The organism is Pseudomonas sp. R151218B TE3479, from assembly GCF_053629195.1.
In genome coordinates this window covers 123,450-149,141 of record NZ_JBRJHV010000001.1, presented here as the reverse complement: position 1 = coordinate 149,141, position 25,692 = coordinate 123,450, and the positions used below count along the sequence as shown (strand labels likewise).

The 25,692-nt window shown below is 62.7% G+C and carries 24 protein-coding genes and 1 pseudogene; 15 read left to right on the top strand and 10 right to left on the bottom strand.

Going from position 1 to position 25,692, the window contains the following annotated elements; all coding sequences use genetic code 11:
* Positions 1 to 18: 18 nt before the first annotated feature.
* Positions 19 to 939 carry a histone deacetylase family protein gene (locus tag AB7M32_RS00700; RefSeq protein WP_454248827.1) on the bottom strand — a complete coding sequence of 307 codons (921 nt, stop codon included), beginning with the start codon at positions 937 to 939 and terminating at the stop codon, positions 19 to 21.
* Positions 940 to 1,012: 73 nt separating this feature from the next.
* Here AB7M32_RS00700 and AB7M32_RS00695 point away from each other — a divergent pair, with 73 nt between their 5' ends.
* The 3 genes from AB7M32_RS00695 (at position 1,013) to AB7M32_RS00685 (ending at position 3,147) form a co-directional block, all read left to right on the top strand.
* The gene (locus tag AB7M32_RS00695) at positions 1,013 to 1,582 is read left to right on the top strand and encodes a GNAT family N-acetyltransferase (protein ID WP_072411436.1); all 570 of its coding nucleotides are present in this window, start codon (positions 1,013 to 1,015) and stop codon (positions 1,580 to 1,582) included.
* A 105-nt stretch (positions 1,583 to 1,687) separates the two neighbouring features.
* Positions 1,688 to 2,557: an acyl-CoA thioesterase II gene (gene tesB, locus AB7M32_RS00690; protein ID WP_072411434.1), complete on the top strand. Its 870-nt coding sequence runs from the start codon at positions 1,688 to 1,690 to the stop codon at positions 2,555 to 2,557.
* A complete protein-coding gene (locus tag AB7M32_RS00685; protein ID WP_092332942.1) occupies positions 2,554 to 3,147 on the top strand; it encodes an HAD family hydrolase in 594 nt (197 codons plus the stop codon). Before tesB ends, AB7M32_RS00685 begins: the two co-directional genes overlap by 4 nt.
* Before the next feature lie 125 nt (positions 3,148 to 3,272).
* On the opposite strand, the gene AB7M32_RS00680 is transcribed toward AB7M32_RS00685, so the two are convergent.
* Entirely contained in the window at positions 3,273 to 4,220 is a 948-nt protein-coding gene (locus tag AB7M32_RS00680; RefSeq protein WP_454248826.1) for an alpha/beta hydrolase, read from the bottom strand.
* Positions 4,221 to 5,105, bottom strand: coding sequence for a KPN_02809 family neutral zinc metallopeptidase (gene ypfJ / locus AB7M32_RS00675; RefSeq protein ID WP_072411429.1), 885 nt, complete (start codon positions 5,103 to 5,105; stop codon positions 4,221 to 4,223).
* Positions 5,106 to 5,357: 252 nt separating this feature from the next.
* Here ypfJ and AB7M32_RS00670 point away from each other — a divergent pair, with 252 nt between their 5' ends.
* Positions 5,358 to 6,236: a DMT family transporter gene (locus AB7M32_RS00670; protein WP_454248825.1), complete on the top strand. Its 879-nt coding sequence runs from the start codon at positions 5,358 to 5,360 to the stop codon at positions 6,234 to 6,236.
* 178 nt (positions 6,237 to 6,414) lie between these two features.
* Here the strand turns inward: AB7M32_RS00670 and AB7M32_RS00665 are convergent, their stop codons facing one another.
* Positions 6,415 to 7,752: an MFS transporter gene (locus tag AB7M32_RS00665; RefSeq protein WP_454248824.1), complete on the bottom strand. Its 1,338-nt coding sequence runs from the start codon at positions 7,750 to 7,752 to the stop codon at positions 6,415 to 6,417.
* A gap of 3 nt (positions 7,753 to 7,755) precedes the next feature.
* Between AB7M32_RS00665 and AB7M32_RS00660 the strand changes: the two genes are divergently transcribed.
* The 3 genes and pseudogenes from AB7M32_RS00660 to AB7M32_RS00650 all read left to right on the top strand — a co-directional run bounded on the left by AB7M32_RS00660 (position 7,756) and on the right by AB7M32_RS00650 (position 10,706).
* Positions 7,756 to 7,911, top strand: a complete 156-nt coding sequence (locus AB7M32_RS00660; RefSeq protein ID WP_454248823.1) for a hypothetical protein — start codon at positions 7,756 to 7,758, stop codon at positions 7,909 to 7,911.
* Between the two features lie 111 nt (positions 7,912 to 8,022).
* Positions 8,023 to 9,925 (top strand): annotated as a pseudogene (quiC, locus tag AB7M32_RS00655) (3-dehydroshikimate dehydratase QuiC).
* A 103-nt stretch (positions 9,926 to 10,028) separates the two neighbouring features.
* Positions 10,029 to 10,706 carry a TetR/AcrR family transcriptional regulator gene (locus tag AB7M32_RS00650; protein WP_454248822.1) on the top strand — a complete coding sequence of 226 codons (678 nt, stop codon included), beginning with the start codon at positions 10,029 to 10,031 and terminating at the stop codon, positions 10,704 to 10,706.
* A gap of 149 nt (positions 10,707 to 10,855) precedes the next feature.
* Here AB7M32_RS00650 and AB7M32_RS00645 read toward each other — a convergent pair whose 3' ends face one another.
* The 4 genes from AB7M32_RS00645 to AB7M32_RS00630 all read right to left on the bottom strand — a co-directional run bounded on the left by AB7M32_RS00645 (position 10,856) and on the right by AB7M32_RS00630 (position 14,724).
* Positions 10,856 to 11,707, bottom strand: coding sequence for a shikimate dehydrogenase (locus tag AB7M32_RS00645; protein ID WP_454248821.1), 852 nt, complete (start codon positions 11,705 to 11,707; stop codon positions 10,856 to 10,858).
* Between the two features lie 5 nt (positions 11,708 to 11,712).
* Positions 11,713 to 12,153, bottom strand: a complete 441-nt coding sequence (gene aroQ / locus AB7M32_RS00640; RefSeq protein ID WP_047702651.1) for a type II 3-dehydroquinate dehydratase — start codon at positions 12,151 to 12,153, stop codon at positions 11,713 to 11,715.
* A gap of 199 nt (positions 12,154 to 12,352) precedes the next feature.
* Positions 12,353 to 13,432, bottom strand: a complete 1,080-nt coding sequence (gene trmA / locus AB7M32_RS00635) for a tRNA (uridine(54)-C5)-methyltransferase TrmA (protein ID WP_072411414.1) — start codon at positions 13,430 to 13,432, stop codon at positions 12,353 to 12,355.
* Complete coding sequence (locus AB7M32_RS00630) at positions 13,429 to 14,724, bottom strand: NCS2 family permease (RefSeq protein WP_072411412.1); 1,296 nt, start codon at positions 14,722 to 14,724, stop codon at positions 13,429 to 13,431. Before AB7M32_RS00630 ends, trmA begins: the two co-directional genes overlap by 4 nt.
* Before the next feature lie 204 nt (positions 14,725 to 14,928).
* On the opposite strand from AB7M32_RS00630, the gene AB7M32_RS00625 reads away from it, so the two are divergent.
* From AB7M32_RS00625 to AB7M32_RS00605, 5 genes are all read left to right on the top strand, one after another.
* Positions 14,929 to 15,381, top strand: a complete 453-nt coding sequence (locus tag AB7M32_RS00625; protein ID WP_454248820.1) for a DUF4879 domain-containing protein — start codon at positions 14,929 to 14,931, stop codon at positions 15,379 to 15,381.
* Positions 15,382 to 15,529: 148 nt separating this feature from the next.
* A complete protein-coding gene (locus tag AB7M32_RS00620; protein ID WP_072411408.1) occupies positions 15,530 to 16,096 on the top strand; it encodes a DJ-1 family glyoxalase III in 567 nt (188 codons plus the stop codon).
* 178 nt (positions 16,097 to 16,274) lie between these two features.
* Positions 16,275 to 16,796 (top strand): (2Fe-2S)-binding protein, encoded by a 522-nt coding sequence (locus tag AB7M32_RS00615; RefSeq protein ID WP_454248819.1) that lies wholly within the window; start codon positions 16,275 to 16,277, stop codon positions 16,794 to 16,796.
* The gene (locus AB7M32_RS00610; protein ID WP_072411406.1) at positions 16,793 to 17,794 is read left to right on the top strand and encodes an FAD binding domain-containing protein; all 1,002 of its coding nucleotides are present in this window, start codon (positions 16,793 to 16,795) and stop codon (positions 17,792 to 17,794) included. Before AB7M32_RS00615 ends, AB7M32_RS00610 begins: the two co-directional genes overlap by 4 nt.
* Positions 17,794 to 19,995: a xanthine dehydrogenase family protein molybdopterin-binding subunit gene (locus AB7M32_RS00605; RefSeq protein ID WP_454248818.1), complete on the top strand. Its 2,202-nt coding sequence runs from the start codon at positions 17,794 to 17,796 to the stop codon at positions 19,993 to 19,995. Before AB7M32_RS00610 ends, AB7M32_RS00605 begins: the two co-directional genes overlap by 1 nt.
* Positions 19,996 to 20,023: 28 nt before the next feature.
* Here the strand turns inward: AB7M32_RS00605 and AB7M32_RS00600 are convergent, their stop codons facing one another.
* Positions 20,024 to 21,262 carry an MFS transporter gene (locus tag AB7M32_RS00600; protein ID WP_072411401.1) on the bottom strand — a complete coding sequence of 413 codons (1,239 nt, stop codon included), beginning with the start codon at positions 21,260 to 21,262 and terminating at the stop codon, positions 20,024 to 20,026.
* Positions 21,263 to 21,781: 519 nt separating this feature from the next.
* On the opposite strand from AB7M32_RS00600, the gene AB7M32_RS00595 reads away from it, so the two are divergent.
* Genes AB7M32_RS00595 through AB7M32_RS00585 form a run of 3 tightly spaced genes read left to right on the top strand, consistent with a single transcriptional unit; the run spans position 21,782 to position 24,408 of the window.
* Positions 21,782 to 23,221 carry a cytochrome ubiquinol oxidase subunit I gene (locus AB7M32_RS00595; RefSeq protein WP_072411397.1) on the top strand — a complete coding sequence of 480 codons (1,440 nt, stop codon included), beginning with the start codon at positions 21,782 to 21,784 and terminating at the stop codon, positions 23,219 to 23,221.
* Between the two features lie 3 nt (positions 23,222 to 23,224).
* A complete protein-coding gene (gene cydB / locus AB7M32_RS00590; protein WP_053125566.1) occupies positions 23,225 to 24,232 on the top strand; it encodes a cytochrome d ubiquinol oxidase subunit II in 1,008 nt (335 codons plus the stop codon).
* An 11-nt stretch (positions 24,233 to 24,243) separates the two neighbouring features.
* Positions 24,244 to 24,408: a DUF2474 domain-containing protein gene (locus AB7M32_RS00585; RefSeq protein ID WP_003205785.1), complete on the top strand. Its 165-nt coding sequence runs from the start codon at positions 24,244 to 24,246 to the stop codon at positions 24,406 to 24,408.
* Positions 24,409 to 24,448: 40 nt separating this feature from the next.
* On the opposite strand, the gene AB7M32_RS00580 is transcribed toward AB7M32_RS00585, so the two are convergent.
* Positions 24,449 to 25,588: a methyltransferase gene (locus AB7M32_RS00580; RefSeq protein WP_454248817.1), complete on the bottom strand. Its 1,140-nt coding sequence runs from the start codon at positions 25,586 to 25,588 to the stop codon at positions 24,449 to 24,451.
* Positions 25,589 to 25,692: the final 104 nt, after the last annotated feature.

Genomic DNA, 25,692 nt, shown 5'->3' with positions numbered 1-25,692 from the left:
GTGGGTAAAGCCCAGGTTTCAGTGACAACCTGATGACGTCCAGACCCTTTGTGCGCTGTGGTGCAGGATCCCGTGGCGGCGAGCCAGGGCCTGGCGGTCCTTGCTGTAGCCACCGCCGATCACGCCGACCACCGGGATGTCGCGGCCCAGGCAATGGCGCATGACGCTCTCGTCCCGGGCGGCGAGGCCTTCGTCGGTCAGTTTCAGGTAACCGAGGGCGTCGTCCTTGTGTACATCGACGCCGGCGTCATACAGCACCAGATCCGGTTGGTAGAGCGGCAGCAGGTAGTTGAGGGCGTCGTCCACCACCTTCAGGTAGGCGGCGTCCTCCATGCCCATCGGTAGGGGAATGTCCCAGTCGCTGTGCGCCTTGCGTGCGGGAAAATTCTTTTCGCAGTGCAAGGAAACTGTCACGGCGTCCGGGGTGTCATGGAGTATTCGGGCGGTGCCGTCGCCCTGATGCACATCGCAATCGAAAATCAGCACCCGTGAGACCCGACCGCTGGCCAGGAAATAGCGGCTGATCACCGCCAGGTCATTGAAAATGCAGAACCCGGCCGGGTGGTCGTAATGGGCGTGATGAGTGCCGCCGGCCAAGTGACAGGCCAGTCCGTGTTCAAGGGCTTGTTCGGCGGCCAGCAGCGAACCGCCCACGGCGCGCACCGTTCGGCGGGCCAGGGCCTCGCTCCAGGGCAGGCCAAGTCGCCGTTGGTCTTCGCGGGACAACTCGCCGCCCATGTAGCGTTCGATATAGGCACGGTCGTGGGCCAGGGCGAGGATGTCCGGCGGACACAGCGACGGGCGCAACAGGTCGGCGTCGCGGGTCAGGCCACTGTCCACCAAGTGATCGCGCAACAAGCGAAACTTGTCCATGGGGAAGCGATGGTCCGGCGGGAATTCGGGGCTGTAGTCTTCGTGATAGATCAGCGGCAGCGGCATGGTGTTTTCAGCGGTGATTGAGTGACGGATCCTACCAGCGATGTAGACTCAGGGGCATGGAAGAGGAATGAAAATGGAGCCGATACTGGAACTGGAAAGCGCACGGTTGCTCTTGCGGCAGTGGCGCGATGATGACTTGCCGGAATTTGCCGCCATGTGCGCCGACCCGCAGGTGATGCGTTATTTCCCGGAGCGCCTGAGCCGCCTGGAAAGCGCCGCCCTGATCGGCCGCGTGCGGGGGCATTTCGCCGAGCATGGCTTTGGTTTGTGGGCGCTGGAACGCAAGGACACCGGGGACTTCATCGGCTTTACCGGGCTCGGTGTGGTCGGGTTCGACGCGCCGTTCACGCCGGCCATCGAAATCGGCTGGCGCCTGGCCCGAGAGCACTGGGGCCTGGGGTATGCCAGCGAAGCGGCGTGGACCGCCCTGCGTTGTGCCTTCGACCAGTTGACGCTGGACGAAGTGGTGGCGTTCACCGCCGTCGATAACCTGCCCTCGCAAAAGGTCATGCAGGCCATTGGCATGCAGCACGACCCCGCGGACGACTTCGAGCACCCGACACTCGCCGTCGGTCATCCATTGCGTCACCATGTGCTTTATCGCATCAATCGTGAGCAGTGGTTGCAGACCCTGCACGGTTAGCCGACACGGACGTTTACAATGCCCGCCCAAATGGCCCGGGCCAACAATCGATCCACCGCCGCAGCGTAGACTGCGCGGTCATTGCGCTGTGTGAGGAAAGTCTGAATGAGCCACGTGTTGGAAGATCTGGTCGACCTGCTGACCCTGGAACCGATCGAAGAGAACCTGTTTCGCGGTCGCAGCCAGGATCTGGGGTTTCGCCAGTTGTTCGGCGGCCAGGTGCTGGGCCAGTCGTTGTCGGCGGCCAGCCAGACTGTGGAAGAGGCGCGCCATGTGCATTCGATGCATGGTTATTTCCTGCGTCCGGGGGATGCCGCGCTGCCGGTGGTCTACCAGGTGGACCGGGTGCGTGACGGTGGCAGCTTCAGCACCCGTCGGGTGACGGCGATCCAGAAGGGCAACCCGATTTTCACCTGCAGTGCGTCGTTCCAGTACGACGAACAGGGCTTTGAGCACCAGAGCACCATGCCGCAGGTTGTCGGGCCGGAAAACCTGCCGTCCGAGCTGGAACTGACACAGCAGCGCGCGCACCTGCTGCCTGAGCACATGCGCGAAAAACTGCTGTGCCCCAAGCCGATCGAGGTGCGCCCGGTCACCGAAAAAGACCCTTACAACCCGCAACCGGCCGACCCGGTGAAATACGTGTGGTTCCGTGCCGATGGCGCCCTGGCGGACTCGCCGGCCTTGCACAAATACCTGCTGGCCTACGCCTCGGACTTCGGCCTGCTGACCACTTCGCTGCTGCCCCATGGCAAATCGGTGTGGCACAAGGATATGCAGGTCGCCAGCCTCGATCACGCCTTGTGGTTCCATGCCGACCTGCGCGCCGATGACTGGTTGCTCTACGCCATGGACAGCCCATGGGCCGGTAATTCCCGTGGATTCTCCCGGGGCAGCGTGTTCAACCGCGCCGGGCAACTGGTGGCCTCGGTCACCCAGGAAGGCCTGATTCGTCATCGCAAGGACTGGGCATGAGCCTGTCCGAGGTTCGTCACTGGGTGTTCGACATGGATGGCACGCTGACCATCGCCGTGCATGACTTCGCGGCAATCCGCGTGGCCCTGGCGATTCCGGCCGAAGACGACATCCTCACTCATCTGGCCGGCTTGCCCGCTGAGGAAGCGGCGGCCAAACATGCCTGGTTGCTGGAGCACGAGCGGGACCTGGCGCTGGGCTCCAAGCCTGCACCTGGCGCGGTTGAGTTGGTGCGAGAGCTGGCTGGGCGCGGCTATCGCCTGGGGATCCTGACCCGCAACGCCCGCGAACTGGCCCACGTGACGCTGGAGGCCATTGGCCTGGCGGACTGTTTTGCCGTGGAGGATGTGCTGGGCCGCGACGAGGCACCACCCAAGCCACATCCTGGCGGCCTGTTGAAACTGGCCGAGGCCTGGAACGTGGCGCCGGACACGCTGGTGATGGTGGGGGACTACCGCTTCGACCTGGACTGTGGCCGGGCGGCAGGGGCGCGGACGGTGTTGGTGAACTTGCCGGACAACCCATGGCCGGAGCTGACGGATTGGCATGCGCGCGATTGTGTTGAGTTGCGGCGGATGCTTTTGGCTTGAGATGAATATTGGCTGGCTAGCCGCTATCGCGAGCAAGCCCGCTCCCACAGTGGATATGCGGCAATGCAGAAAACTTTGTGGGAGCGAGCTTGCTCGCGATGAAGCCCGTCCAGCCGATACAAGACTCACTGCCCGAACAACACCTTCAACCCCTCAGGCGAAGTCAGCATCCCATTGCCGTTATGCCCGACCCCCGGTACTTCGATCAGCCGCTGGCTCAGCCCCACGGGATGACGCCGGGTCAGGTAGTCGAAAAAGAAATGCCCGCGCAATAGCCGGTAGGGCCCTTGGGTCTGCGCTTCACAGCCCTTGTCCAGCGCCGGATGCTCCGGGTCGACGTCCTGCTGCCCGAGCAGATAAACGATGTCGCGTTTGACGTAGTTCTCCTCCAGGCGGGCGGGCGTCTGTCCGGCGGCATAGGCGGGCAGGTCCTGCAGGCCGTATTTCCAGCGATTGAAACCAGGGCAACTGGCGGGGTCGAACGCCATGGGCCGTTGCCCATCGAAGTAGGCATAGGACGACGGGTTGGCGATGACAAAACGCGGTTTGATCCGGTATTGGTCGTGGGCGAGCAGGGCATAGCGCTGCACCACCTGGGCGCCGCCGGAATGGCCGGCGATGACGATCTCCTTCACTTCGGGAAACTGCTGCCGGTCACTGACCCGCGCGACGATGTCGTCGAGGACCTGGAAGGAACTGACTGGATTGGGCCCTGTGGATAAGCCACCGGCCATCCAGTCGTTGCCCTGCCAGCGCAGTAGCTCATTGGGCAATGTGTGGCGAGCCACGTCCTGCTCGTTGAGGAATTGCGGAGCGATAATCAGGGTCGTGCCCTGCTGCCCAGCCTGTTCGGCGGCCTTTTCGGCGCTGTGCAGGTAGGTCTCGGCATTGCGCAGCCGACCATGAAGGATGATCAGCACGCGCTGGACGGACGCCGGGGGCGGGCTGACGGCGACGGCCATGGCGCCGCCCTTGAGTTGCAGGCGCCCTTGGGCGACCACGTTGACCCCGTGTTCATCTGCCTGGGCAACGGCGCAGCACAGCACCAGCCCGATCAACGCGCGCCACTTCATCTACAGGTTTTTCGCTGCGAAGGTGTCGCACTGGCTGACCTGGCCTTGAGCGAAGCCGGTCTTGAACCAGCGCACTCGTTGCGCCGAGGTGCCGTGGGTGAAGGAGTCCGGCACTACGCGGCCCTGGCCTTGTTGCTGCAAGCGGTCATCGCCGATGGCGTTGGCGGCGGTCAAGGCCTCCTCGATGTCCCCCGGCTCCAGCCAGTTCAGGCGTTTTTGTGCATGGTTGGCCCAGACGCCGGCCAGGCAATCGGCCTGCAATTCCTGGCGCACCAACAAGCCGCCGTCGCCTTCCATCTGCCGACCTTGCTGGCGGGCTTCCTGGATCTTTGCCGATACGCCAAGCAGCGTCTGCACGTGATGGCCGATTTCGTGGGCAATGACGTAGGCCTGGGCGAAATCGCCTGCGGCGGCGAAGCGTTGGGACATTTCCTTGAAGAAGCTCATGTCCAGGTAGACCTGTCGGTCCGCCGGGCAATAGAACGGACCGGTCGCCGAGGAGGCCAGGCCGCAGGCCGAGTTGACTCGGCCGCTGAACAACACCAGTTTGGGTTGCTGGTACTGGCGTCCTGCCTGTTGGAAAACCTGGCCCCAGGTGTCTTCGGTATCGCCGAGGATCGAACGCACGAACTCGGCCTGTTCATCGTTGGCCGGTGGCGCTTGGCGGGTTTGTGAAGTGGCAGGCGCGGACTGGTCCATCTGCCCGGCCAGTTGCCCGAGGATCTGCATCGGGTCCTGGCCAGTGATCCAGCCAATGCCGACGATCAGGAGAATGGCGGTCAGGCTCAATCCCTTGCCGCCACCGAAACGCATTCCGCCACCGCCCCCACCTTCACCACGGGCGTCCACCACGTTGTCACTGCGGCGACCTTTTTTCCATAACATGTGGGAAGTCCTCTGAATGACCCTGCTAGAAATAACTGCTGTGGCGGTGAGTCTAGCTTTTAGGCGCCCAAGGTGCGCGCCGCGCTTGAGCTGTCAGGCAACGGACACGGGTTTTGGTTCAGCGGTGAGCCAATCCTGCCGGGCTCTGGAATTTTCATTACACTTCGGATTCAGAACTTATCGGTATGCTCGCTGGCCCAACAACTGCAACGTGCGTCACGGCCCCTACATCAAGCAACGCAGGTTTTCCTCATGACCGTCAGCACACCGCTCTCAGGCGTCAATCAGGCTTTCAAGGGCATTGTGCTTATTCTGGTCGCAACGTTTCTGTTCTCCAGTCATGACGCGTTGTCCAAATATCTGTCGGGTTTTTATCCGATCATCATGGTGGTCTGGGCACGTTACGTGGTGCACACCTTGTTGATGGCGGGTATCTTCCTGCCGCGTTCGGGGCTGCGGGTCCTACGTACCAAGCGCCCGTTGTGGCAGTTGGCCCGGGCGTTGTGCCTGCTGGGCACCAGTCTGTTTTTCACCACTGCGTTGATGTTCATCCCACTGGCGGAGGCGACGGCGGTCAACTTCCTCGCGCCCGTGCTGGTGACCGCGTTGTCGGTGCCGTTGCTGGGCGAACACGTGACGCGGGGTCAATGGATTGCGGTGATCTTCGGTTTTATCGGGGTGCTGATCATCGTCCATCCCGGTGGCGATCTGTTCACCCCGGCGGTGTTGTTGCCCTTCTGTTCTGCGTTGTTTTTCTGTTTCTACCAACTGCTCACGCGCAAGCTCAGCGAGATCGACAGCCCGACCACCAGCAACTTCTTCGCCGGCCTGTGCAACACGTTGGTGATGAGCGCGCTGGTGCCGTTTTTCTGGCAAGTGCCGAGCCTGATGCACGGGGTGATGATGTTGGCGCTGGGGGCCTGCGGGATGACGGCGCACCTGATGCTGACCCAGGCCTTTCGCTTTGCCGCCCCGGCGCTGCTCGCGCCGTTCGGGTATTGCCAGATCGTGTTTGCCGGCCTGCTGGGTTGGTTGTTTTTCAGCCATACGCCGACGCTGAGCACGGTGGTGGGCATCGCCCTGATCTGCTTGAGTGGGTTGGCGGCGGCGTGGCAGCAGCGGCGGGTTTAGCACGGAATTGTGGAGGGATCGATTGTGGGAGCAAGGCTTGCCCGCGATGAGGGCGATGCGGTCCTTGATGAACCGAGGCGCCTGTATCGCGGGCAAGCCTTGCTCCCACAGTAGAGAGTCATTTCCACAGCAGTGGCTTTGCTCCCACCGTTGGATGAATGATCCGGGCTGACTGGAGTCAGTTTTCCAGGGTCGGCACCTTGCGCGGCGCCATGAAGTACAGCCAGGTCAGGGCGATGAAGTACATCGCCGGAATCAGGGTGAACAGCACGGTGTAGTTGTTGTTGGTGATCGTGAGGATGTGGCCCACCAACTGGGTCATGAACATTCCGCCAATGGCCGCGCACATGCCGCCGAAGCCGAACACCGTACTCATCATGTGCTTGGGCGTGTAGTCCATCACCAGGCTCCAGATGTTGGCGGTCCAGGCCTGGTGCGCGCCGATGGCCAGGGAAATGGCGAACACCGCCATCCACAAGTTGCTTGCGCCGGCGGCCATGATCACACCGATGATGCAGCAGGCGAACAGCAGCATGGACACCAGGCGCGCCTTGATCGGATTGAGGCCGCGACCGATCAGAAACGAAGACAGGATCCCGCCGCCTACGCTGCCGAAGTCGGCGGTGAGGTAGATGATGATCAGCGGAATGCCCATCTGGGTCACGTTGATGCCCAGGTTGTATTGCTGGTTCAGGAACGGCGGCAACCAATAGAGATAGAACCAGAACACCGGCGCGGTGATCGAGTAGGCCAGGGCGAACGCCCAGGTGCCGCGCATGCGCAGGATGCGTGAGAACGGTACGCGGACCTGGTCCGGTTCGTCCTGGGCCTGGATGTAGTCCAGTTCCGACTGTTTGACGGTGGGGTGGTCTTCGGGGTTGAAGTATTTCAGCCCCCAGAACAGCAGCCAGATCCCGCCCAGCGCGGCCATGCACAGGAACGCAGCCTGCCAGCCCCACACGTGCAAGACCAGTGGCAGCAGCATCGGGGTGAACATCGCGCCGACGTTGGTCCCGGCGTTGAAAATGCCCGTGGCCACGGCCCGTTCGCCGGCCGGGAACCACAGCCGCGTGGTTTTCACGCAGGCCGGGTAGTTGGCGGCTTCGGTCAGGCCGAGGATGAAGCGGCAGACCATGAAGCCCACCGCCGAGGTCGCCAGGCCATGGGCGCCGGTCGCCAGGCTCCAGAGCAGCACAGCGCAGAAGAACACGCGCTTGACGCCGATCCGGTCGATCAATCGCCCCTGCAACACGAAGCCGACGGCATAACCGACCTGGAACCAGAAGTTGATGTTGGCGTAATCCATCGCCGTCCAGCTCATTTCCTTGGCCAGGATCGGCTGCATCACGCCCAAGGCGGCGCGGTCGATGTAGTTCAGGGTGGTGGCGAAAAACACCAGGGCGAGCATGCCCCAACGGGTCTTGCCCACGGCCATGGCGCCGCGGATCTTGTCTCCGACGCTGCCGGTGGAGGCACTCAGGCCAGGGGCCAGGCGGGAACTTTGGGAAGGAATCATAGCGTGTACCCGTTTTTGAAATTCTTATGGTTGGTCTGGGTCTTTCCATTGGTTCCGGCGGCTGGGGCCGGCGTCAATGTGGGAGCGATGGTGCGCAGTGAGCAAAAAATCGTCAATTCGACAATCGGCATTTTGTTCGATAATCGCCCAAAAAACTAACCGGATGGTACATATTAAATTGCTGAAAGAAACCGGCAGCTCAATAATCGGCTGACTCTTTCAAAAGCGGCGCACCTTTTGTAGCCGATGCCTGTCCCGGGAGCCGAAGTCATGCAGCGTTCCATTGCCACCGTATCCTTGAGCGGTACCTTGCCGGAAAAACTCGAAGCCATTGCCGCCGCCGGTTTCGACGGGGTGGAAATCTTCGAGAACGACCTTCTCTATTACGACGGCAGCCCGCGGGAAATCAGGCAGATGTGCGCCGACCTGGGCATCGCCATCACCTTGTTCCAACCGTTTCGTGACTTCGAAGGTTGCCGTCGTGATCGCCTGGCGCGCAATCTGGAGCGGGCCGAGCGCAAGTTCGACTTGATGCAGGAACTGGGCACCGACCTGGTGCTGGTGTGCAGCAACGCCTCGGCCGACAGCGTCGGCGATGAACAGATCCTGATCGATGACCTGCGCCTGCTGGCCGAGCGGGCCGGTGCGCGGGGCTTGCGTATCGGTTACGAAGCGCTGGCCTGGGGTCGCCACGTCAATACCTATCAACAGGTCTGGAACATTGTGCGCCAGGCCGATCACCCCAACCTTGGCGTGTTGCTCGACAGCTTCCATACCTTGTCCCTCAAGGGCGATCCGAGTGCGATCGCCGAAATCCCGGGCGACAAGATTTTTTTCGTGCAAATGGCTGACGCGCCGATCCTGGCGATGGATGTCCTGGAGTGGAGCCCGACACTTCCGTTGTTTCCCGGGGCAGGGCGAATTCGACTTGCCGGGGTTCCTGGCGCCGATCATCAAGAGTGGTTATACCGGGCCGCTGTCGCTGGAGATCTTCAACGACGGCTTCCGCGCCGCGCCGCCACGGGCCAATGCCGCCGACGGCCTGCGCTCGCTGCTGTACCTGGAAGAAAAGACCCGCCAGCGACTGGCCGAAGAAGCGAGCGCCGTTGGCAATGCCGACATCCTGTTCGCCACCCCGCCGGCCAGCGAATATGACGGCGTCGAATTCCTCGAGTTCGCCGTGGACGATAGCCTCGGTGCCAAGCTTTCCCATTGGCTGGAGCGACTGGGGTTCGTCAAGGCCGGCCAGCACCGTTCGAAGAATGTCAGCCTGCTGCGCCAGGGTGATATCAACCTGATCCTCAACAGCGAACCGTACTCCTTCGCCCACAGTTTTTTCGAAGCCCACGGGCCTTCGTTGTGCGCCACCGCCGTGCGCGTGAAAAACAGTGCCAGCGCCTTGGCGCGGGCCGTTGCCTACAAGGGCCAGCCCTATCGCGGGCTGGTGGGCCCCAATGAGCTGGAGCTGGCGGCGGTGCGCGCACCGGACGGCAGCCTGATCTACCTGGTGGACCAGGAAACCGACGTCTACGGCACCGATTTCAACCTGCAGCCGGGGGCTGTCATCGGGGCCGGGCTCAAGCGCATCGACCACATGGCAATGGCGCTGCCGGCCGACAGCCTCGACAGTTGGGTGCTGTTCTACAAGAGCCTGCTGGATTTCGAGGCCGACGACGAAGTCGTCTTGCCCGACCCCTATGGCCTGGTGAAAAGCCGTGCGCTGCGCAGCCGCTGCAGTTCGATCCGCTTGCCGCTGAACATTTCCGAGAACCGCAACACCGCGATCTCACACGCGCTGTCGAGTTATCGCGGCTCCGGCGTGCATCACATCGCCTTCGATTGCGACGACATCTTCGCCCAGGTCAGTCGTGCCAAAGAGGCGGGCGTGCCGTTGCTGGACATCCCACTCAATTACTACGACGACCTGGCGGCGCGTTTCGATTTCGACGACGAATTCCTTAGCGAACTGGCCTATTTCAACGTGCTGTACGACCGCGACGCCCAGGGTGGTGAGCTGTTCCACGTTTACACCGAGCCGTTCGAAGGGCGGTTTTTCTTTGAGATCATCCAGCGCAAGAACGGTTATGCCGGTTATGGGGCTGCCAACGTCGCGGTGCGCCTGGCGGCCATGGCCAAGTCCCGTAGCGGTGGCTTGCGGCACGCCAAGTTGTAGGGAAATCGTAAACGCCGCGGTAAAGGGCAACGCCGTGGCTTCCTTCACTGCACGGTGCGGCCCATAATCGCCCACCTGTGCAGTGATGGCCGTGAGCCCCGCAATGACTATGAATCCAGAGCTTTCCGCAGCCCTCGACGAACCTGTCGTCGCGCCGCGCAAGAGTCGCAAGAACAACCCGGAGAAAACCCGGGAGAACATTCTTCAGGAAGCCATCGTCGAGTTCGTCCAGCAGGGCCTGTCCGGCGCCCGGGTCGATGCCATCGCCGAACGCATCCACACTTCCAAGCGCATGATCTACTACTACTTCGGCAGCAAGGAGCAGTTGTACGTCGAGGTGCTGGAAAAACTCTACGGGGATATCCGCACCACCGAGAGCCGCTTGCACCTGGCGGAACTGGCCCCGGTCGACGCGATTCGGCGCCTGGTGGAGTTCACCTTCGACCACCACGACCGCAACGTGGATTTCGTGCGCATCGTCTGCATCGAGAACATCCACAACGCCGAGTACGTGAAGCAGTCAGGCACGATCAAGGCGATGACCAACACCATCCTCGATTCCCTGGGTGTGATCCTGCGTCGCGGCGCCGAAGAGGGCGTGTTCCGTCCCGATCTGCAACCGCTGGATGTGCACTTGCTGATCAGCTCGTTCTGCTTCTACCGGGTGTCCAACCGCCAGACGTTCGGTGAGATCTTTCAGATCGACCTGTCGGATGAAACGGTCAAGCAGCGGCATCGGCAGATGGTTTGTGAGTCGGTGTTGCGCTACCTGCAGCCCTGACACCGGTCTTTTGTGGGAGCGGGATTGTGTGGGAGCGAGCTTGCTCGCGATAGCGGTCGATCAGCTAACACCGATTGCGACTGACACACCGTCATCGCGAGCAAGCTCGCTCCCACAAGTCATTCCCACAAGGGATTTATCACCAGGCTTTAGTGGTTCATGCTCTGGAAATGCTCCAGCATCCGCTGCGCATCCGGCGCCACGCCGCTGAACAGTTCGAACGCCTTCACCGCCTGGAACACCGCCATATTGCCGCCATCCAGGGTGCGGCAGCCGATGGCGCGGGCGTTGCGCAGCAGTTCGGTTTCCAGCGGGAAGTAGACGATTTCCGCGACCCACAGGGCGCCCCGCAACAGCTCGACCGGCACCGGCATGCCTGGCAGTTTCGCCATGCCCATGGGCGTGGTGTTCACCAGGCCGTCCGCCTCGGCCATGGCGGTGGGCAGGTCATGCCCGGCGCGAGCGCGGCCTGCGCCGAAGTGTTGGTTCAAGTTGTTGGCCAGCGCCTCGGCACGGCTGACCTCGACGTCAAAAATGCTCAGGGTTTCCACGCCCTCCAGCAGCAGCGCATGGGCCACCGCCGCGCCGGCGCCACCAGCGCCCATCTGGACCACGCGTTGGCGCGCCACATCCCCCAGGCCGCGACGAAAACCTTCGGCGAACCCCAGGCAGTCGGTGTTGTGGCCGATGCGCTTGCCGTCCTTGAGCACCACGGTATTGACCGCGCCGATGCCGCGGGCCTCGGGCGACAACTCATCCAGCAGCGGGATGATCGCCTGTTTGCAGGGGAAGGTGATGTTCAGGCCGGTGAAGTCCATGCGTTCGGCGGCCACCAGCAAGTCAGCCAGGGCGCCGCTGTCGAGTTTCAGCGTGTCGAGGTCGATCAGCCGATAGAGGTAACGCATGCCTTGGGCATCGCCTTCCTGCTCATGCAGCGCGGGCGTGCGTGACGCCTGGATGCCCGCACCGATCAGGCCGGCCAGCACAGTGATATTCGACATGCTCATCAACCCTTCAACCGCTGACTGAAATGTTCCAGGGCCAGGCGATAACCATGGCTGCCAAACCCGCACATCACGCCAATGGCGACGGATGAGACGAAGGAGTGATGGCGGAATGTTTCGCGAGCGTGGACGTTGGACAGGTGAACTTCGATCACCGGTACCTCGCTGGCCACCAGGGCGTCGCGGATCGCCACTGAGGTGTGGGTCCAGGCCGCCGGGTTGATGACGATACCGGCGCACCGGCCCCGGGCGCCGTGAATCCAGTCCAGCAACTCGCTTTCCTGATTGGTCTGGCGAAACTCCACCGCCAAGCCGAATTCTTCAGCGGCGCGGCCACACAGTGCCGAGATGTCGGCCAGGGTTTCATGGCCATAGGTTGCCGGCTCGCGGGTGCCGAGCAGGTTCAGGTTCGGGCCATTGAGCACCAGAACGATCGGAGGCATCGCAATTTCTCCACATTTTTATTGTTGGTGTCGGCGGGGTTTCAGCCGGTGGAGATAAATTGTACTAGATGGTTAATTTGGTCAAATAAAGCCGACGCCCATGGCTATTAAGTGTTCGATGATCGAACAAGCTTCTCAGGGCTCGGGAATTTGGAGGCAGCAATTATGGAGAGGGAGCAAGTTCCCTCTCCCCGGTGACTTACCGTCGAGTCAACAACACCCCGGATTCCATGTGGTGGGTCCAGGGAAATTGATCGAACAACGCGCAGCGCGTGATGCGGTGGGTGTCGTTCAGTTGCGCGATGTTCGCGGCGAGGGTGTCTGGGTTGCAGGAGATGTACAGGATGTTGTCGAAGCGCCGGGTCAGCTCGCAGGTATCCGGGTCCATGCCGGCGCGAGGCGGGTCGACGAAGACGCTGCCGAATTCGTAGCTTTTCAGGTCAACGCCCTGCAGGCGGCGGAACGGGCGGACTTCGTTCAGGGCTTCGGTCAGCTCTTCGGCTGACAGACGCACCAGCGTGACGTTATCCACAGCGTTTTCGCTGAGATTGCTCAGCGCGGCGTTCACCGAGGTCTTGCTGATTTCGGTGGCCAGGACTTTGCGCACACGGGTGGCCAAGGGCAAGGTGAAGTTGCCGTTGCCGCAGTACAACTCCAGCAGATCGTCGTTGCGCTCCCCCAATGCCTCGTAGGCCCAGTTGAGCATCTTCTGGTTCACCGTGCCGTTGGGCTGGGTGAAGGCGCCTTCGGGCTGGCGATAGCTGAAGGTGCGGCCGCCCACTTCGAGTTTCTCCACCACATAATCATGGCCGATCACTTCCCGCTTGCCCTTGGAGCGGCCAATGATGCTCACGCCCAGGTCGGTTGCCAGCTTCGAGGCGGCAGCGTGCCAGTGCTCGTCCAGCGGGCGGTGATAACACAGGGTGATCATCGCGTCCCCCGCCAGGGTGGTCAGGAACTCCACCTGGAACAACTTATGGCTCAGCGGCGCGCTGGCTTGCCAGGCGGCCTTGAGTTGCGGCATCAACTGGTTGATGCGCAGGCTGGCGATGGGAAATTCCTCGATGAGGATCGGCGTGCGCTTGTCGTCCTGGGAGAACATCGCGTAATGCCGTTCACCGGCCTCGCGCCACAGGCGGAACTCGGCCCGCAGGCGAAAGTTTTTCAGGGGCGAATCAAACACCGCGGGTTCCGGTGCCTCGAATGGGGCCAGCAGGTCACGCAAGCGGGTGACCTTGTCCTGCAACTGAGCGGCGTAGGCCTGGGAATCAAAAGTCATGCGTTGAACCAACCCAACTTGATCACGAACAGGATCGACAGAATGACCAGCGCCGGGTTCAGCTCACGGCCACGGCCAGACACCAGTTTGATGGCGGTCCAGGCAATGAAACCGAAGGCGATGCCGTTGGCGATGGAATAGGTGAATGGCATCGCCAAGGCAGTGATCACCACCGGGGCGGCGACGGTGATGTCATCCCAGTCGATTTCCGCCAGGCCCGAGGTCATCAGCACGGCGACGAACAACAAGGCCGGCGCGGTGGCGAAGGCCGGGACGCTGGCGGCCAGTGGCGAGAAGAACAGCGCCAGCAGGAACAGGATCGCCACCACGATGGCGGTCAGGCCGGTGCGTCCGCCGGCGCTGACGCCCGCTGCCGATTCGATGTAACTGGTGGTGGTGGAGGTGCCCAGCAGCGAACCAGCCATGGCGGCGGTGCTGTCGGCGATCAGTGCACGGCCCATCTTTGGCATATGGCCGTCTTTGCCCATCAGCCCGGCGCGCTTGGCGACGCCGATCAGGGTGCCGGAGTTGTCGAACAGGTCGACGAACAGGAAGGCGAAGATCACGCTCACCAGGCCGATGTCCAGGGCGCCCTTGATGTCCAGTTGCAGGAAGGTCGGGGCCAGGGAGGGCGGCATGGACATCACGCCGCCGAACGGCGTGAAGCCCATCAGGATCGAAACAAGGGTGACCGCCAGGATGCCGATCAGCACTGCGCCGCGCACTTTCAGCGCTTCGAGGGCGACGATCAGGACGAAACCGAGGGTGGCGAGGATCGGCGCCGGTTGCTTCAAATCGCCGAGGCCGACCATGGTCGCCGGGTTTTTCACCACGATGCCGGCGTTGTTCAGGGCAATCAGCGCCAGAAACAGGCCGATACCGGCGGCGATGGCCGAACGCAGGGGTAGCGGGATGCTGTTGATGATCCACTCGCGGATGCGAAAGATCGACAGCAGGAAGAACAGCACAGCGGAAATGAACACCGCGCCCAGCGCCACTTGCCAGGTATGACCCATGTGCAGGACCACGGTGTAGGTGAAGAAGGCATTCAGGCCCATGCCCGGTGCCAGGGCGATCGGGTAGTTGGCGATCAGGCCCATGACCGTGGAGCCAATGGCCGCGGCCAGGCAGGTGGCGACGAACACCGCGCCTTTGTCCATGCCGGTTTCGCCAAGGATGCTCGGGTTGACGAACAGGATGTAGGCCATGGCCAGGAAGGTCGTGACGCCCGCCAGGATCTCGGTCCGCACGTTGGTGTTGTGTGCCTTGAGTTGAAACAGCCTTTCCAGCATGTCTGCTCCCCGTGGCGCGCCCGGCGCCGTGAATGTATCGACCTCAACAGCAAAGCACAGGTCGCCAGCGGCGCCCGGGAATTTTCTGCGGGTCGGAAAAAGCCGCGCATCATACCAGCAGCGTAGCGTTGTGGCTGCGATCGTCGTCGATGTTTTGCCAACGCGCCAAGTGGGCCATACTGCGCGCGGTTCCGGGAGGTCTCTATGCTTCATATGAATAAAAAGCTGCTAGCGGCCGTGGGCTGCGCGCTGGGCCTGTGGTTGCCCGGCCAGGCCGTCCATGCCGCGTCGGCAGCGCCCTTGAGTGAGGTCAAGGTGCTCAAGGTCGAATCGCCGGCCTGCGGCTTCGAGGACATCGTCCCGGGGCAGGCGCAGACGCGTTGCGATCATGGCCCGACGATCAAGGTCTATGTGCTGGAGGTCGGCTATGGCCGTCAACCCCACGTCACCCTGGACGGTTTCGAGGTCGATGGCATCCGCTCGCCGGTGTGCGCGTACAGCAATGGCAATCTCAATGACTGCTCCGTGCGGACCAAGGTCGTCGGCTATTTGTATATCTTCGACCTGAAGGGCAAGCAAGAGGGCACCTTCAGCTTCAGCAACCAGTCGATCAACGCACCGGGCAACCGGATGTCGACCCAGCTGTACATCAAGTAATCGCTGTCTCCTGTAGGCGCTGTGTAGGAGCTGTCGAGCGCAGCGAGGCTGCGATCTTTCCCCCGACGCTTGAATCTCAAGCGCATATCAAAAGATCGCAGCCTTCGGCAGCTCCTACACTACAAGCATCACCCAGCGGAGAGCGCCCATGATTCCTGGAACCAAGATCCCCCGAGCCCTGATAGCCGTCGCCGAGGGTGTCGACGACTTGCAGACGGTCACCTTGATCGACGTGCTGCGTCGAGCGCAGATCGAAACCGTGGTGGCGAGCATCGAAGGGCGGCGCATGCTCACCTGTGCCCGCGGCACGCGCCTGACGGCCGATGGCATGCTGGTGGACGTGCTCGCGCAGGATTTCGACCTGGTCGTCCTGCCAGGCGGCATCATCGGCGCCCAGCACCTGGCGGCTCATCAGCCGCTGCAACAACGGCTCAAGGACCAGGCCGCCGTCGGACGTTTCTTCGCCGCCATCGCCGAAGCCCCGGCCCTGGCGCTACAGGCGTCCGGCGTCCTGCGTCAGCGCCGCATGACCTGCCTGCCCGCAGTAAGCCAGCAGTTGTCCGGTTGCAGCTTCGTCGATCAGCCTGTGGTGGTGGACGGCAACTGCATCACCGCCCAAGGCTCGGCCGCCGCCCTGGCGTTTGCCTTGACGCTGGTGGAGCAACTCTGTGGCAAGGGCGTGAGGAGCGTGGTGGCGGCAGAGTTGCTGGCCTGACACTCTTGATCCACATCGGCCTGTGGCGAGGGAGCTTGCTCCCGCTCGGCTGCGAAGCAGACGCTGGCATTCTTTCATCGCGCATTTGCCTTGAACGCTCACCCCTACCCTGAAGTCGTACCCCTTATGACGGCGGTTTTCCAAAACGCCGCGAGTACGACTAACCGTGAGGTGTTCCATGAGCGCGACCCTGTCCGAAGCGACGCAGGCGTCCTTCGTCCGTCATCCGATCCGTCTGACCCTCAATGGCCAGGTGCGAGAGTTGCAAGTGCTGGCCTGGACCACGTTACTGGACCTGCTACGTGAGCAACTGGACCTGGTGGGCAGCAAGAAAGGCTGCGACCACGGCCAATGCGGTGCCTGCACGGTGCTGCGCGACGGCAAGCGGATCAACGCCTGTCTTACGCTGGCCGTCATGTGTGACGGCGCCGAACTGATCACTGTCGAAGGCCTGGCCAGCGACGACCAGTTGCACCCTATGCAGCAGGCTTTCATCAAGCACGACGCGTTCCAGTGCGGTTATTGCACGCCAGGGCAGATCTGTTCGGCGGTGGGCTTGGCCAATGAGGGGCGGGCACAGACCCGTGGGCAGATCAGCGAGTTGATGAGCGGCAACCTGTGCCGCTGCGGCGCCTACGCCAACATTCGCGATGCCATCGAAGAAGCTCTGCCACTTTGCCAGCAGGGAGGTGATCAATGAATCCCTTCCAATACAGCAAGCCCGACACCGTGCAGGCCGCCGTCGATTTGTCGAGCCCGGTTTCCCGCTTCATCGCCGGCGGCACCAACCTGCTGGACCTGATGAAGGAAAACATCACCCGTCCCGAGCACCTGATCGACATCACGGGTTTGCCCCTGGCGGACCTCAGTGAAACCCCTTCCGGCGGGGTGATGATCGGGGCCTTGGTGAGCAATGCCGATCTGGCCTGGCACCCGTGGATCGAGCGCCGTTATCCACTGCTGTCCCAAGCGATCCTGGCCGGTGCCTCACCACAGCTACGCAACATGGCCAGCACCGGCGGCAACCTGCTGCAACGCACCCGCTGCTATTACTTCTATGATGCGAGCGTGCCGTGCAACAAACGCCGGCCCGGTAGTGGTTGCCCGGCCCGGAACGGTTTGAACCGGATCCACGCGATTTTCGGTGCCAGCGATCAATGCGTGGCCACCCATCCCTCCGACATGTGCGTGGCTCTGGCCGCCCTGGAAGCGGTGGTCCATGTCCTGGGACGGGGTGGGGCGCGGACCATCGAGTTCGCCGACTTCCATCGCCTGCCCGGCGATGCGCCGGAGCGGGATAACCAACTGGCCGACGATGAGCTGATCACCGCTATCGAATTGCCTGCCGCCGGTTTTGCCGACCATAGCCACTACCTGAAGATCCGTGATCGCGCCTCCTACGCCTTTGCGCTGGTTTCAGTGGCTGCGGCGCTGGAGCTGGACGGGCCGGTGATCCGCCAGGCGCGCCTGGCCCTGGGAGGGGTGGCGCACAAACCCTGGCGCGACCGCGCCGTGGAGAGCTGGTTGACCGGGCAGACCGTCAGCCGCGAAACCTTCACCGCTGCTGCCGACGCGCTGCTGCAAAACGCCGAGCCGCTGGAGCACAACGGCTTCAAAGTCAGACTGGCGCGCCGGGCGATTGTCCGTGCCTTGAGTGACGCCGCATTGGGTTGCGCACCCCAGGGAGGACACGCCTGATGAACGCTTCGAGCAAATCCATAGGGCAACCCCTCGACCGGGTCGACGGCTTGCTCAAGGTGACGGGCCAGGCCCGTTACGCTGCTGAGTACCCCGAGGACGGCTTGCTGCACGGCAGCGTCGTCTCCGGTACGGTCGCCCGTGGCCGCGTAGTGCGCATCGATGCGTCCCGAGCCCTGGCACTGCCCGGCGTGGTCGCGGTCATCGACCATACCAACCGGCCGAGGATTGCCAGCTACGACGAGCCCTACCAGGATGCCGATGCGGCGGACGGCTCGCCCTTCCGGCCGTTGTACAACGACCAGGTACTCTACAGCGGCCAGCCGCTGGCCCTGGTGGTGGCGGAAAACCTTGAGCTGGCCCGGTATGCCGGTTCGCTGGTTGAAATCGAATACGACGCCGAGGAGCATCAGACTGATCTGATCACCTTGCAAAACGACGCCCATCCGGCACCGGCTGAACTGCCCAAGCCCCGTGGGAATGTTCAGGGCGAGTACGCCAGCTCCGCGCTCAGCGTGGATGTGTCCTACAGCACGCCGGTCGAACACCACAACCCGATGGAGCCACACGCCTCCACCGTGTTGTATCAACCTGATGGCACCCTGCACATCCACGACAAGACCCAAGGCACGCAGAACTGCCAAGCCTATGTGCAAAAGGTCTTCGGCCTGGAGAAAGAACAGGTGCGGGTGTTTGCCGCGTTTGTCGGCGGTGCCTTCGGTTCCGGGCTGCGCCCGCAGTATCAATTGCCGTTGGCCGTGATGGCGGCACTGGCTCTCAAGCGCTCGGTACGGGTCAGTCTGACGCGCCAGCAGATGTTTACCTTTGGCTATCGGCCGCGAACCCTCCAACGGGTGCAACTGGGGGCGGCGGCCAACGGTCGCTTGCTGGCTGTGGCGCACACCGCTATCGGCCAGACCTCGCGCTTCGAAGACTTCACCGAACACGTGGTGGAGTGGAGCGGCATGCTTTATCACTGCGACAACGTGGCGTTGACCTACAAGTTGGTGCCGCTGGACGTCTACACGCCCTTGGACATGCGCGCGCCCGGTGCCGCCCTAGGGCTGATTGGCCTGGAGTGCGCCATGGATGAACTGGCCTGTGCCCTGGCGATCGATCCGATCCAACTGCGGTTGACCAACTACGCCGAACGCAACGAGAACGAAGGCAAGCCGTATTCCAGCAAGGAACTGCGTGAGTGTTATGCCCAAGGTGCCCGTCGTTTCGGCTGGGACAAACGCAACCCGGAACCACGCAGCATGCGTGAAGGCCGGCAACTGGTCGGCTGGGGCATGGCCGGTGGCGTGTGGGAAGCCATGCAGCAGAAGGCCAGTGCCAAAGCTTCTCTGGATACGCATGGCAAGCTGACCGTCAGCAGTGCCACCACGGACATCGGCACCGGGACCTACACGGTCATGACCCAGATCGCCGCCGAGGCATCAGGCGTTTCCCTTGAGGACGTCACGTTTGTCCTGGGGGATTCGTCGCTGCCCACTGCGCCGCTGCAGGGCGGTTCGTTCACCGTCTCGTCGGTGGGCAGCGCCGTGCAGCAGGCCTGTGAAGCACTGAAGGAAAAACTCCTGGCCGTGGCCCGCCAGGCCTGTCCGGCCTTCGGTGGCGCGACCCTTGAGCAAGTGACGTTTGTCGATGGCCAACTGCGGCTGGGTGAAGCGAGCGTGGCATTAGCGGAACTGGCGCAAAAAAGTGGCGAGACGCCGCTGCAGGCCCAGGTCACCGCCGAGCCGGATGCAAAACGCCAGGCCTACGCCACGGCCACTCACTCGGCGGTGTTTGTCGAAGTGTGGGTGGATGAGGACTTGGGAACGGTGAGGGTCAATCGAGTGGTCAGCGCCATCGCCGCCGGCCGGGTCGTCAACCCGAAAACCGCCCGCAGCCAGATTCTCGGCGGCGTGGTGTGGGGCGTCGGCATGGCCCTGCACGAAGAAACCCTGACCGATCACGCCCTGGGGCGTCACATGAACCACAACCTGGCGGAGTATCACGTGCCGGTCAGCGCCGACATTGGTGACATCGAGGTGATTTTCGTCGAGGAACAGGACGCGATCGTCAATGCGCTCGGGTCCAAGGGCGTCGGCGAAATCGGCGTCGTCGGGGTGGCCGCGGCGGTGGCCAATGCGATTTACCACGCCACCGGCAAGCGGGTGCGGGACTTCCCCATCACCCTCGACAAGTTGCTCTAGTGGCCTGCACGAGTTACCCCACAGGCCACTAGGCTTTCGCTTCGTCCGCCGGTTCGTGCATCCGATCGCGGTTGGCCAAGGTCGGGAACAGCTTGATCCAGGTCCCGGTCACCAACAGCGTGCCGACACCGCCCATGACCACCGCCGGCACTGTGCCGAACCAGTGGGCGGTGAGGCCGGATTCGAACTCGCCCAGCTGGTTCGAAGCGCCGATGAACAGCCCGTTCACCGCGCTGACCCGGCCGCGCATTTCATCCGGGGTTTCCAGTTGCACGAACGAGGCACGGATCACCATGCTGATCATGTCTGCCGCGCCCAGCACCACCAGCACCGCCAGGGAAAACCAGAACGAGGTGGAGAGGCCGAAGGCAATGGTGGCGACGCCGAACACGCCCACCGCGGTGAACATCACCCGGCCGACCTTGCGCTCCACGGCAAACCGCGCCAGCCACAACGACATCAGCAAGGCCCCGACCGCCGGTGCCGAACGCAACAGGCCCAAGCCCCAGGGGCCGGTGAGCAGGATGTCCTTGGCGAACACCGGCAGCAGCGCCGTCGCGCCGCCGAGTAACACCGCGAACAGGTCCAGGGAGATCGCCCCGAGAATGTCCGGGCGGCTGCGAATGAAGCGAATCCCGGCCAGCAAAGAATCCAAAGTCGCCTTGCCTTTGTTCAGCGGCGTCTGCCGGGCTGGCAGGTTGAGCATCAGGCAGCAGGCGATGATGTAGAGCAGCACCGTCGGCCCATAGACCCAGACGCTGCCGAAGGCGTAGAGCAAGCCGCCGAGTGCCGGAGCGACGATGGTGGCCGATTGCTGGGCCGATTGCGCGGCGGCCACGGCGCGGGGAAACAGGCCCGCCGGCACGATGCTCGGCAGCAACGCCTGAGTGGTCGGCATTTCGAAGGAGCGAGCGGCGCCCAGCAGGAAGGCGAGAATGAAGATCATCTCCCGCGTGACGTTGTCGGTAGCGCTGCCAATTGCCAGCGCCAGGGCAATCATGGCCTGCAACGACTGGCAAATGGCTGCGACCTTGCGCCGGTCATAGCGGTCCGCCACGTGCCCGGTGTGGAGCATGAACAGCACGCGCGGGGCAAACTCCACCAACCCCACCAAGCCCAGGTCCAGAACGTTGCCGGTCAGTTGATAGAGGTTCCAGCCGATGGCCACGGTGAGCATCTGGAAGCCGCTGGCGGTGAATATCCGGGCCAGCCAGAAGGCGATGAAGGGACGATGGTGACGGAGCAGCAGCGGCGCTTGGCTGGGCATCTAGGGCGGGTCCGGTGAGGAAGGCCACGAGATTATCGCCGAGCTGTAACTGGAAATTACGTCTGCTGGAAAAAATAGTTAGCCAAACATCTACTTCAATCCTTGGAACCCTGTAGCCCAGAGGCATGGCGGACAACTGTGGCGAGGGAGCTTGCTCCCGCTGGGCCGCGAAGCGGCCCCAAGAAAGGCGACTGCTGCGCAGTCGAGCGGGAGCAAGCTCCCTCGCCACGGGTTACTGTGTGCTTTCAAAACAACGGAGTCGATGCTGCCCCCCCCGCACTGAGACAACCTGTCACGCGACAAAAGACCACGCCGTCCATCGGCAATATTGCGACTACTCTTTGAGCATTGCTTGATCCAGATCAATACCCCTCGGGGCGTTGGGCTGGCGGCCGTCCGGCCAGAGTCCTGCGGTGTGACGGTTATAAAAAGAACGATTTGAAACGCATCGCACTCCATATCCCTGGGGGGTGGTGCCAGCCCCGCCCGCAGCCGGTTTTACCTGACAGAGGAAGACTTATGTTCGGTTTGGAGGCGCTCGATCTCGCCCGAATCCAGTTCGCGTTCACGATCTCGTTCCACATCCTGTTCCCGGCCATCACCATCGGCCTGGCGAGTTACCTGGCGGTGCTCGAGGGGCTGTGGCTCAAGACCCGCGATGACACCTACCGCGACCTGTACCACTTCTGGTCGAAAATCTTTGCCGTCAACTTCGGCATGGGGGTGGTCTCCGGGTTGGTCATGGCCTATCAATTCGGGACCAACTGGAGCCGCTTTTCGGACTTCGCCGGTGCGGTGACCGGCCCCTTGCTGACCTACGAGGTGCTCACGGCGTTCTTCCTTGAAGCGGGTTTCCTGGGCGTGATGTTGTTTGGCTGGAACCGCGTCGGCCGTGGCCTGCATTTCTTTTCCACGGTCATGGTGGCGATCGGCACCCTGATCTCGACCTTCTGGATCTTGTCCTCCAACAGTTGGATGCAGACCCCCCAGGGCTACGAAATCATCGACGGCCGGGTGATCCCGGTGGACTGGCTGGCGGTGGTGTTCAACCCCTCGTTTCCTTATCGATTGCTGCACATGTCCACCGCGGCGTTCGTCGCCACGGCGTTCTTCGTCGGCTCGTCGGCGGCCTGGCATTTGCTGCGTGGCCGCGATAACCCGGCCATCCGCCGGATGCTGTCGATGGCGATGTGGATGGCCTTGCTGGTGGCGCCGATACAAGCGGTCATCGGCGACTTCCATGGCCTGAACACCCTCAAGCACCAACCGGCGAAAATCGCCGCCATCGAGGGCCACTGGGAAAACGTCGGCAATGAACCGACCCCGCTGATCCTGTTCGGCTGGCCCGACATGCAAGCGGAAAAAACCAAGTACGCCGTGGAAATTCCTTACCTGGGCAGTCTGATCCTGACCCACAGCCTGGACAAGCAGGTGCCGGCCCTCAAGGAGTTCCCGCCTGAGGACCGACCGAACTCGACCATTGTGTTCTGGTCGTTCCGGGTCATGGTCGGCCTGGGGCTGCTGATGATTTTCACTGGGCTGTGCAGCCTGTGGCTGCGCCGCAAGGATCGGATCTATCAATCCCGACCGTTCCTCTACATGGTGCTGTGGATGGGGCCGTCCGGGCTGGTTGCGATCCTGGCCGGCTGGTTCACCACGGAGATTGGCCGCCAGCCCTGGGTGGTCTATGGCTTGATGCGCACGGCCGATGCTTCGTCCGGCCATAGTTTCGCGCAGATGAGCATCACCCTGGTGCTGTTCGTCGTGGTGTATTTCGCGCTGTTCGGTGCAGGTTTGAGCTACATGATGCGCCTGGTGCGCAAGGGGCCGGAGGCCCACGAAGCCGAGCCGAGCGATGGTGGCCCGGGCCAGAAACGTACGCCGGCCCGACCATTGTCGGCAGCCGACGACGGCGACGACGATGTGGACCACAACGACCGCTCGAACAAGGGGAATTGAGTCATGGGTATTGATCTTCCGCTGATCTGGGCCGTGGTCATCATCTTCGGCATCATGATGTACGTGATCATGGACGGCTTCGACCTGGGGATTGGCATCCTCTTCCCCTTCGTCAAGGGCGAGCGCGACCGTGATGTCATGATGAACACCGTGGCACCGGTCTGGGACGGTAACGAAACCTGGCTGGTGCTGGGCGGTGCCGGGCTGTTCGGGGCGTTTCCGCTGGCCTACTCGGTGGTGCTTTCGGCGCTGTACCTGCCGTTGATCCTGATGCTCATCGGCCTGATCTTCCGCGGCGTTGCCTTCGAGTTCCGCTTCAAGGCCAAGGCTGAGAAGCGCCACCTCTGGGACAAGGCGTTCATTGGCGGTTCGCTGACGGCCACCTTCTTCCAGGGCGTAGCGCTGGGGGCGTTCATTGATGGCTTTGAAGTGGTCAATCGCCAGTTCGCCGGCGGTTCCTTGGACTGGTTCACGCCATTCACGGTGTTCTGTGGCCTGGCGTTGATCGCGGCCTACGCGTTGCTCGGCTGCACCTGGCTGATCATGAAGACCGAAGGCAAGTTGCAAGAGCAGATGCATGACCTGGCCCGGCCGCTGGCGTTCGTGGTGCTGGCCGTGATCGGTATCGTCAGCATCTGGACGCCGCTGGCCCACGCGGACATCGCGGCCCGCTGGTTCACCTTGCCGAACCTGTTCTGGTTCCTGCCGGTGCCGATCCTGGTGCTGGTGACCATGTACGGTTTGTTCCGCGCGGTGGCCCGCAACGCCAACTACACGCCCTTCATCCTGACCCTGGTGCTGATCTTCCTCGGCTACAGCGGCTTGGGCATCAGCCTGTGGCCGAACATCGTGCCGCCGTCCATCTCGATCTGGGACGCCTCGTCACCGCCCCAGAGCCAAGGCTTCATGCTGGTGGGCACGCTGTTCATCATTCCGTTGATCCTGGTGTACACCTTCTGGAGCTACTACGTGTTCCGCGGCAAGGTGACCCATGACGACGGCTACCATTGAGGACGTCGAGCGTGGCCAAACCTGACTTGAAAGACATTGAGGCCGCAGAACGCAAGCCTCTCTGGCAGCGGCTCGGCTGGCTGGCGTTGATCTGGGCTGGCAGTGTGCTGGCGTTGTTCATCGTCGCCAGCCTGATGCGGATGTTCATGAATGCCGCGGGGCTGACCACCCACTGACTTCCCTGGGCGAGCAAGCTTTGTTCGCCCAGGGAAGGGGCTATTTGCGGGCTTTGAGAATCACGAATTTCGGCGTGGCGGCCACTTGCTCGACACCTCGGAACAACCGCGCCAGTTTGCTGTGGTAACCCAGGTGCCGGTTGCCGACGATGTGCAGCGCGCCGCCCACCACCAACGCTTCGCGAGCCTGCTGAAACATCCGCCAGGCGAGGAAGTCGCCCACCACTTGCTGCTGGTGAAAGGGCGGGTTGCACAACACCACATCCAGCGACTGCGCTTCTTGCCCGGCCAGGCCATCGCCGGCCCGGATCGTCGCTTCGCGTTCGCCGAGGGCCGCACGCCAGTTCTCGGCGGCCGATTGCACGGCCATATACGACTCGTCCACCAGGGTGTAGCGGGCCTCGGGGTTTTGCAGGGCACTGGCGATGGCCAGCACGCCGTTGCCGCAGCCCAGGTCCGCGACCCGGGCCGTGCCGAGGTTTTTCGGCAGGTGTGGCAGGAACGCACGCGTGCCGATGTCCAGGCCTTCGCGGCAGAACACATTGGCGTGGTTGAGCAGTTCGATCTTCGGCTCTTCCAGCCAGTAGCGCGTGGGGTAGGGCGACACGACCGGCGTAATGTTGGATGAAGAGGCGCTGGGCGGTGTGGCGATCAACAACCGCGCTTTTTTTACCGCCAGGGAGGCCTGCACCGGGCCGATGTAGCGCTCCAGCAAATCGCCGGCGGCCCGGGGCAGGTGCTTGATCATGGCCCCGGCAATCACCTGGGCGCCCGGCGCCAGTTGGCCTTGCAGGCGAATCAGTTGTTCCTCCAGCAGGGCCAGGGTTTTCGGTACTTTGATCAGAACGCGATCGAACGGGCCGGTCAACGGTTCGCTGGCGGGCAACGTTGGCACGGCATCGAAGGGCCGGCCATTGCGCACCAGGTTTTTCTCCAGTGCCTGCAATGCCAGGAAAGAGTCACCGCTGCTGGTCACCAGGGCGTTGCCGGCCAGGCTGGCAGCCAGGGCGCCGAAGCCGTCATTGAGCACCAGGACCCGAGTCTGCGCGGTCGGTTGTTGTTCGGCCAGATACGCGAGCAGGTATTCATCGGCCGCATCGAAGGCTTGCAGCGGCTCGTTCTGCTGTTCGGGTTGGCGGATCAGGTCGAGTTGGGCGAAAGGGCTGTCAAACAGGGGCATGGCTGGGGACTCTGGAAATCAACGAATGTCCCGCTGCCTGGAGGTAGGTGTCTGTGCGGGACCGCCTGAATGAACTGCGTCGCGTGTAAAAAGCGGCATCATTC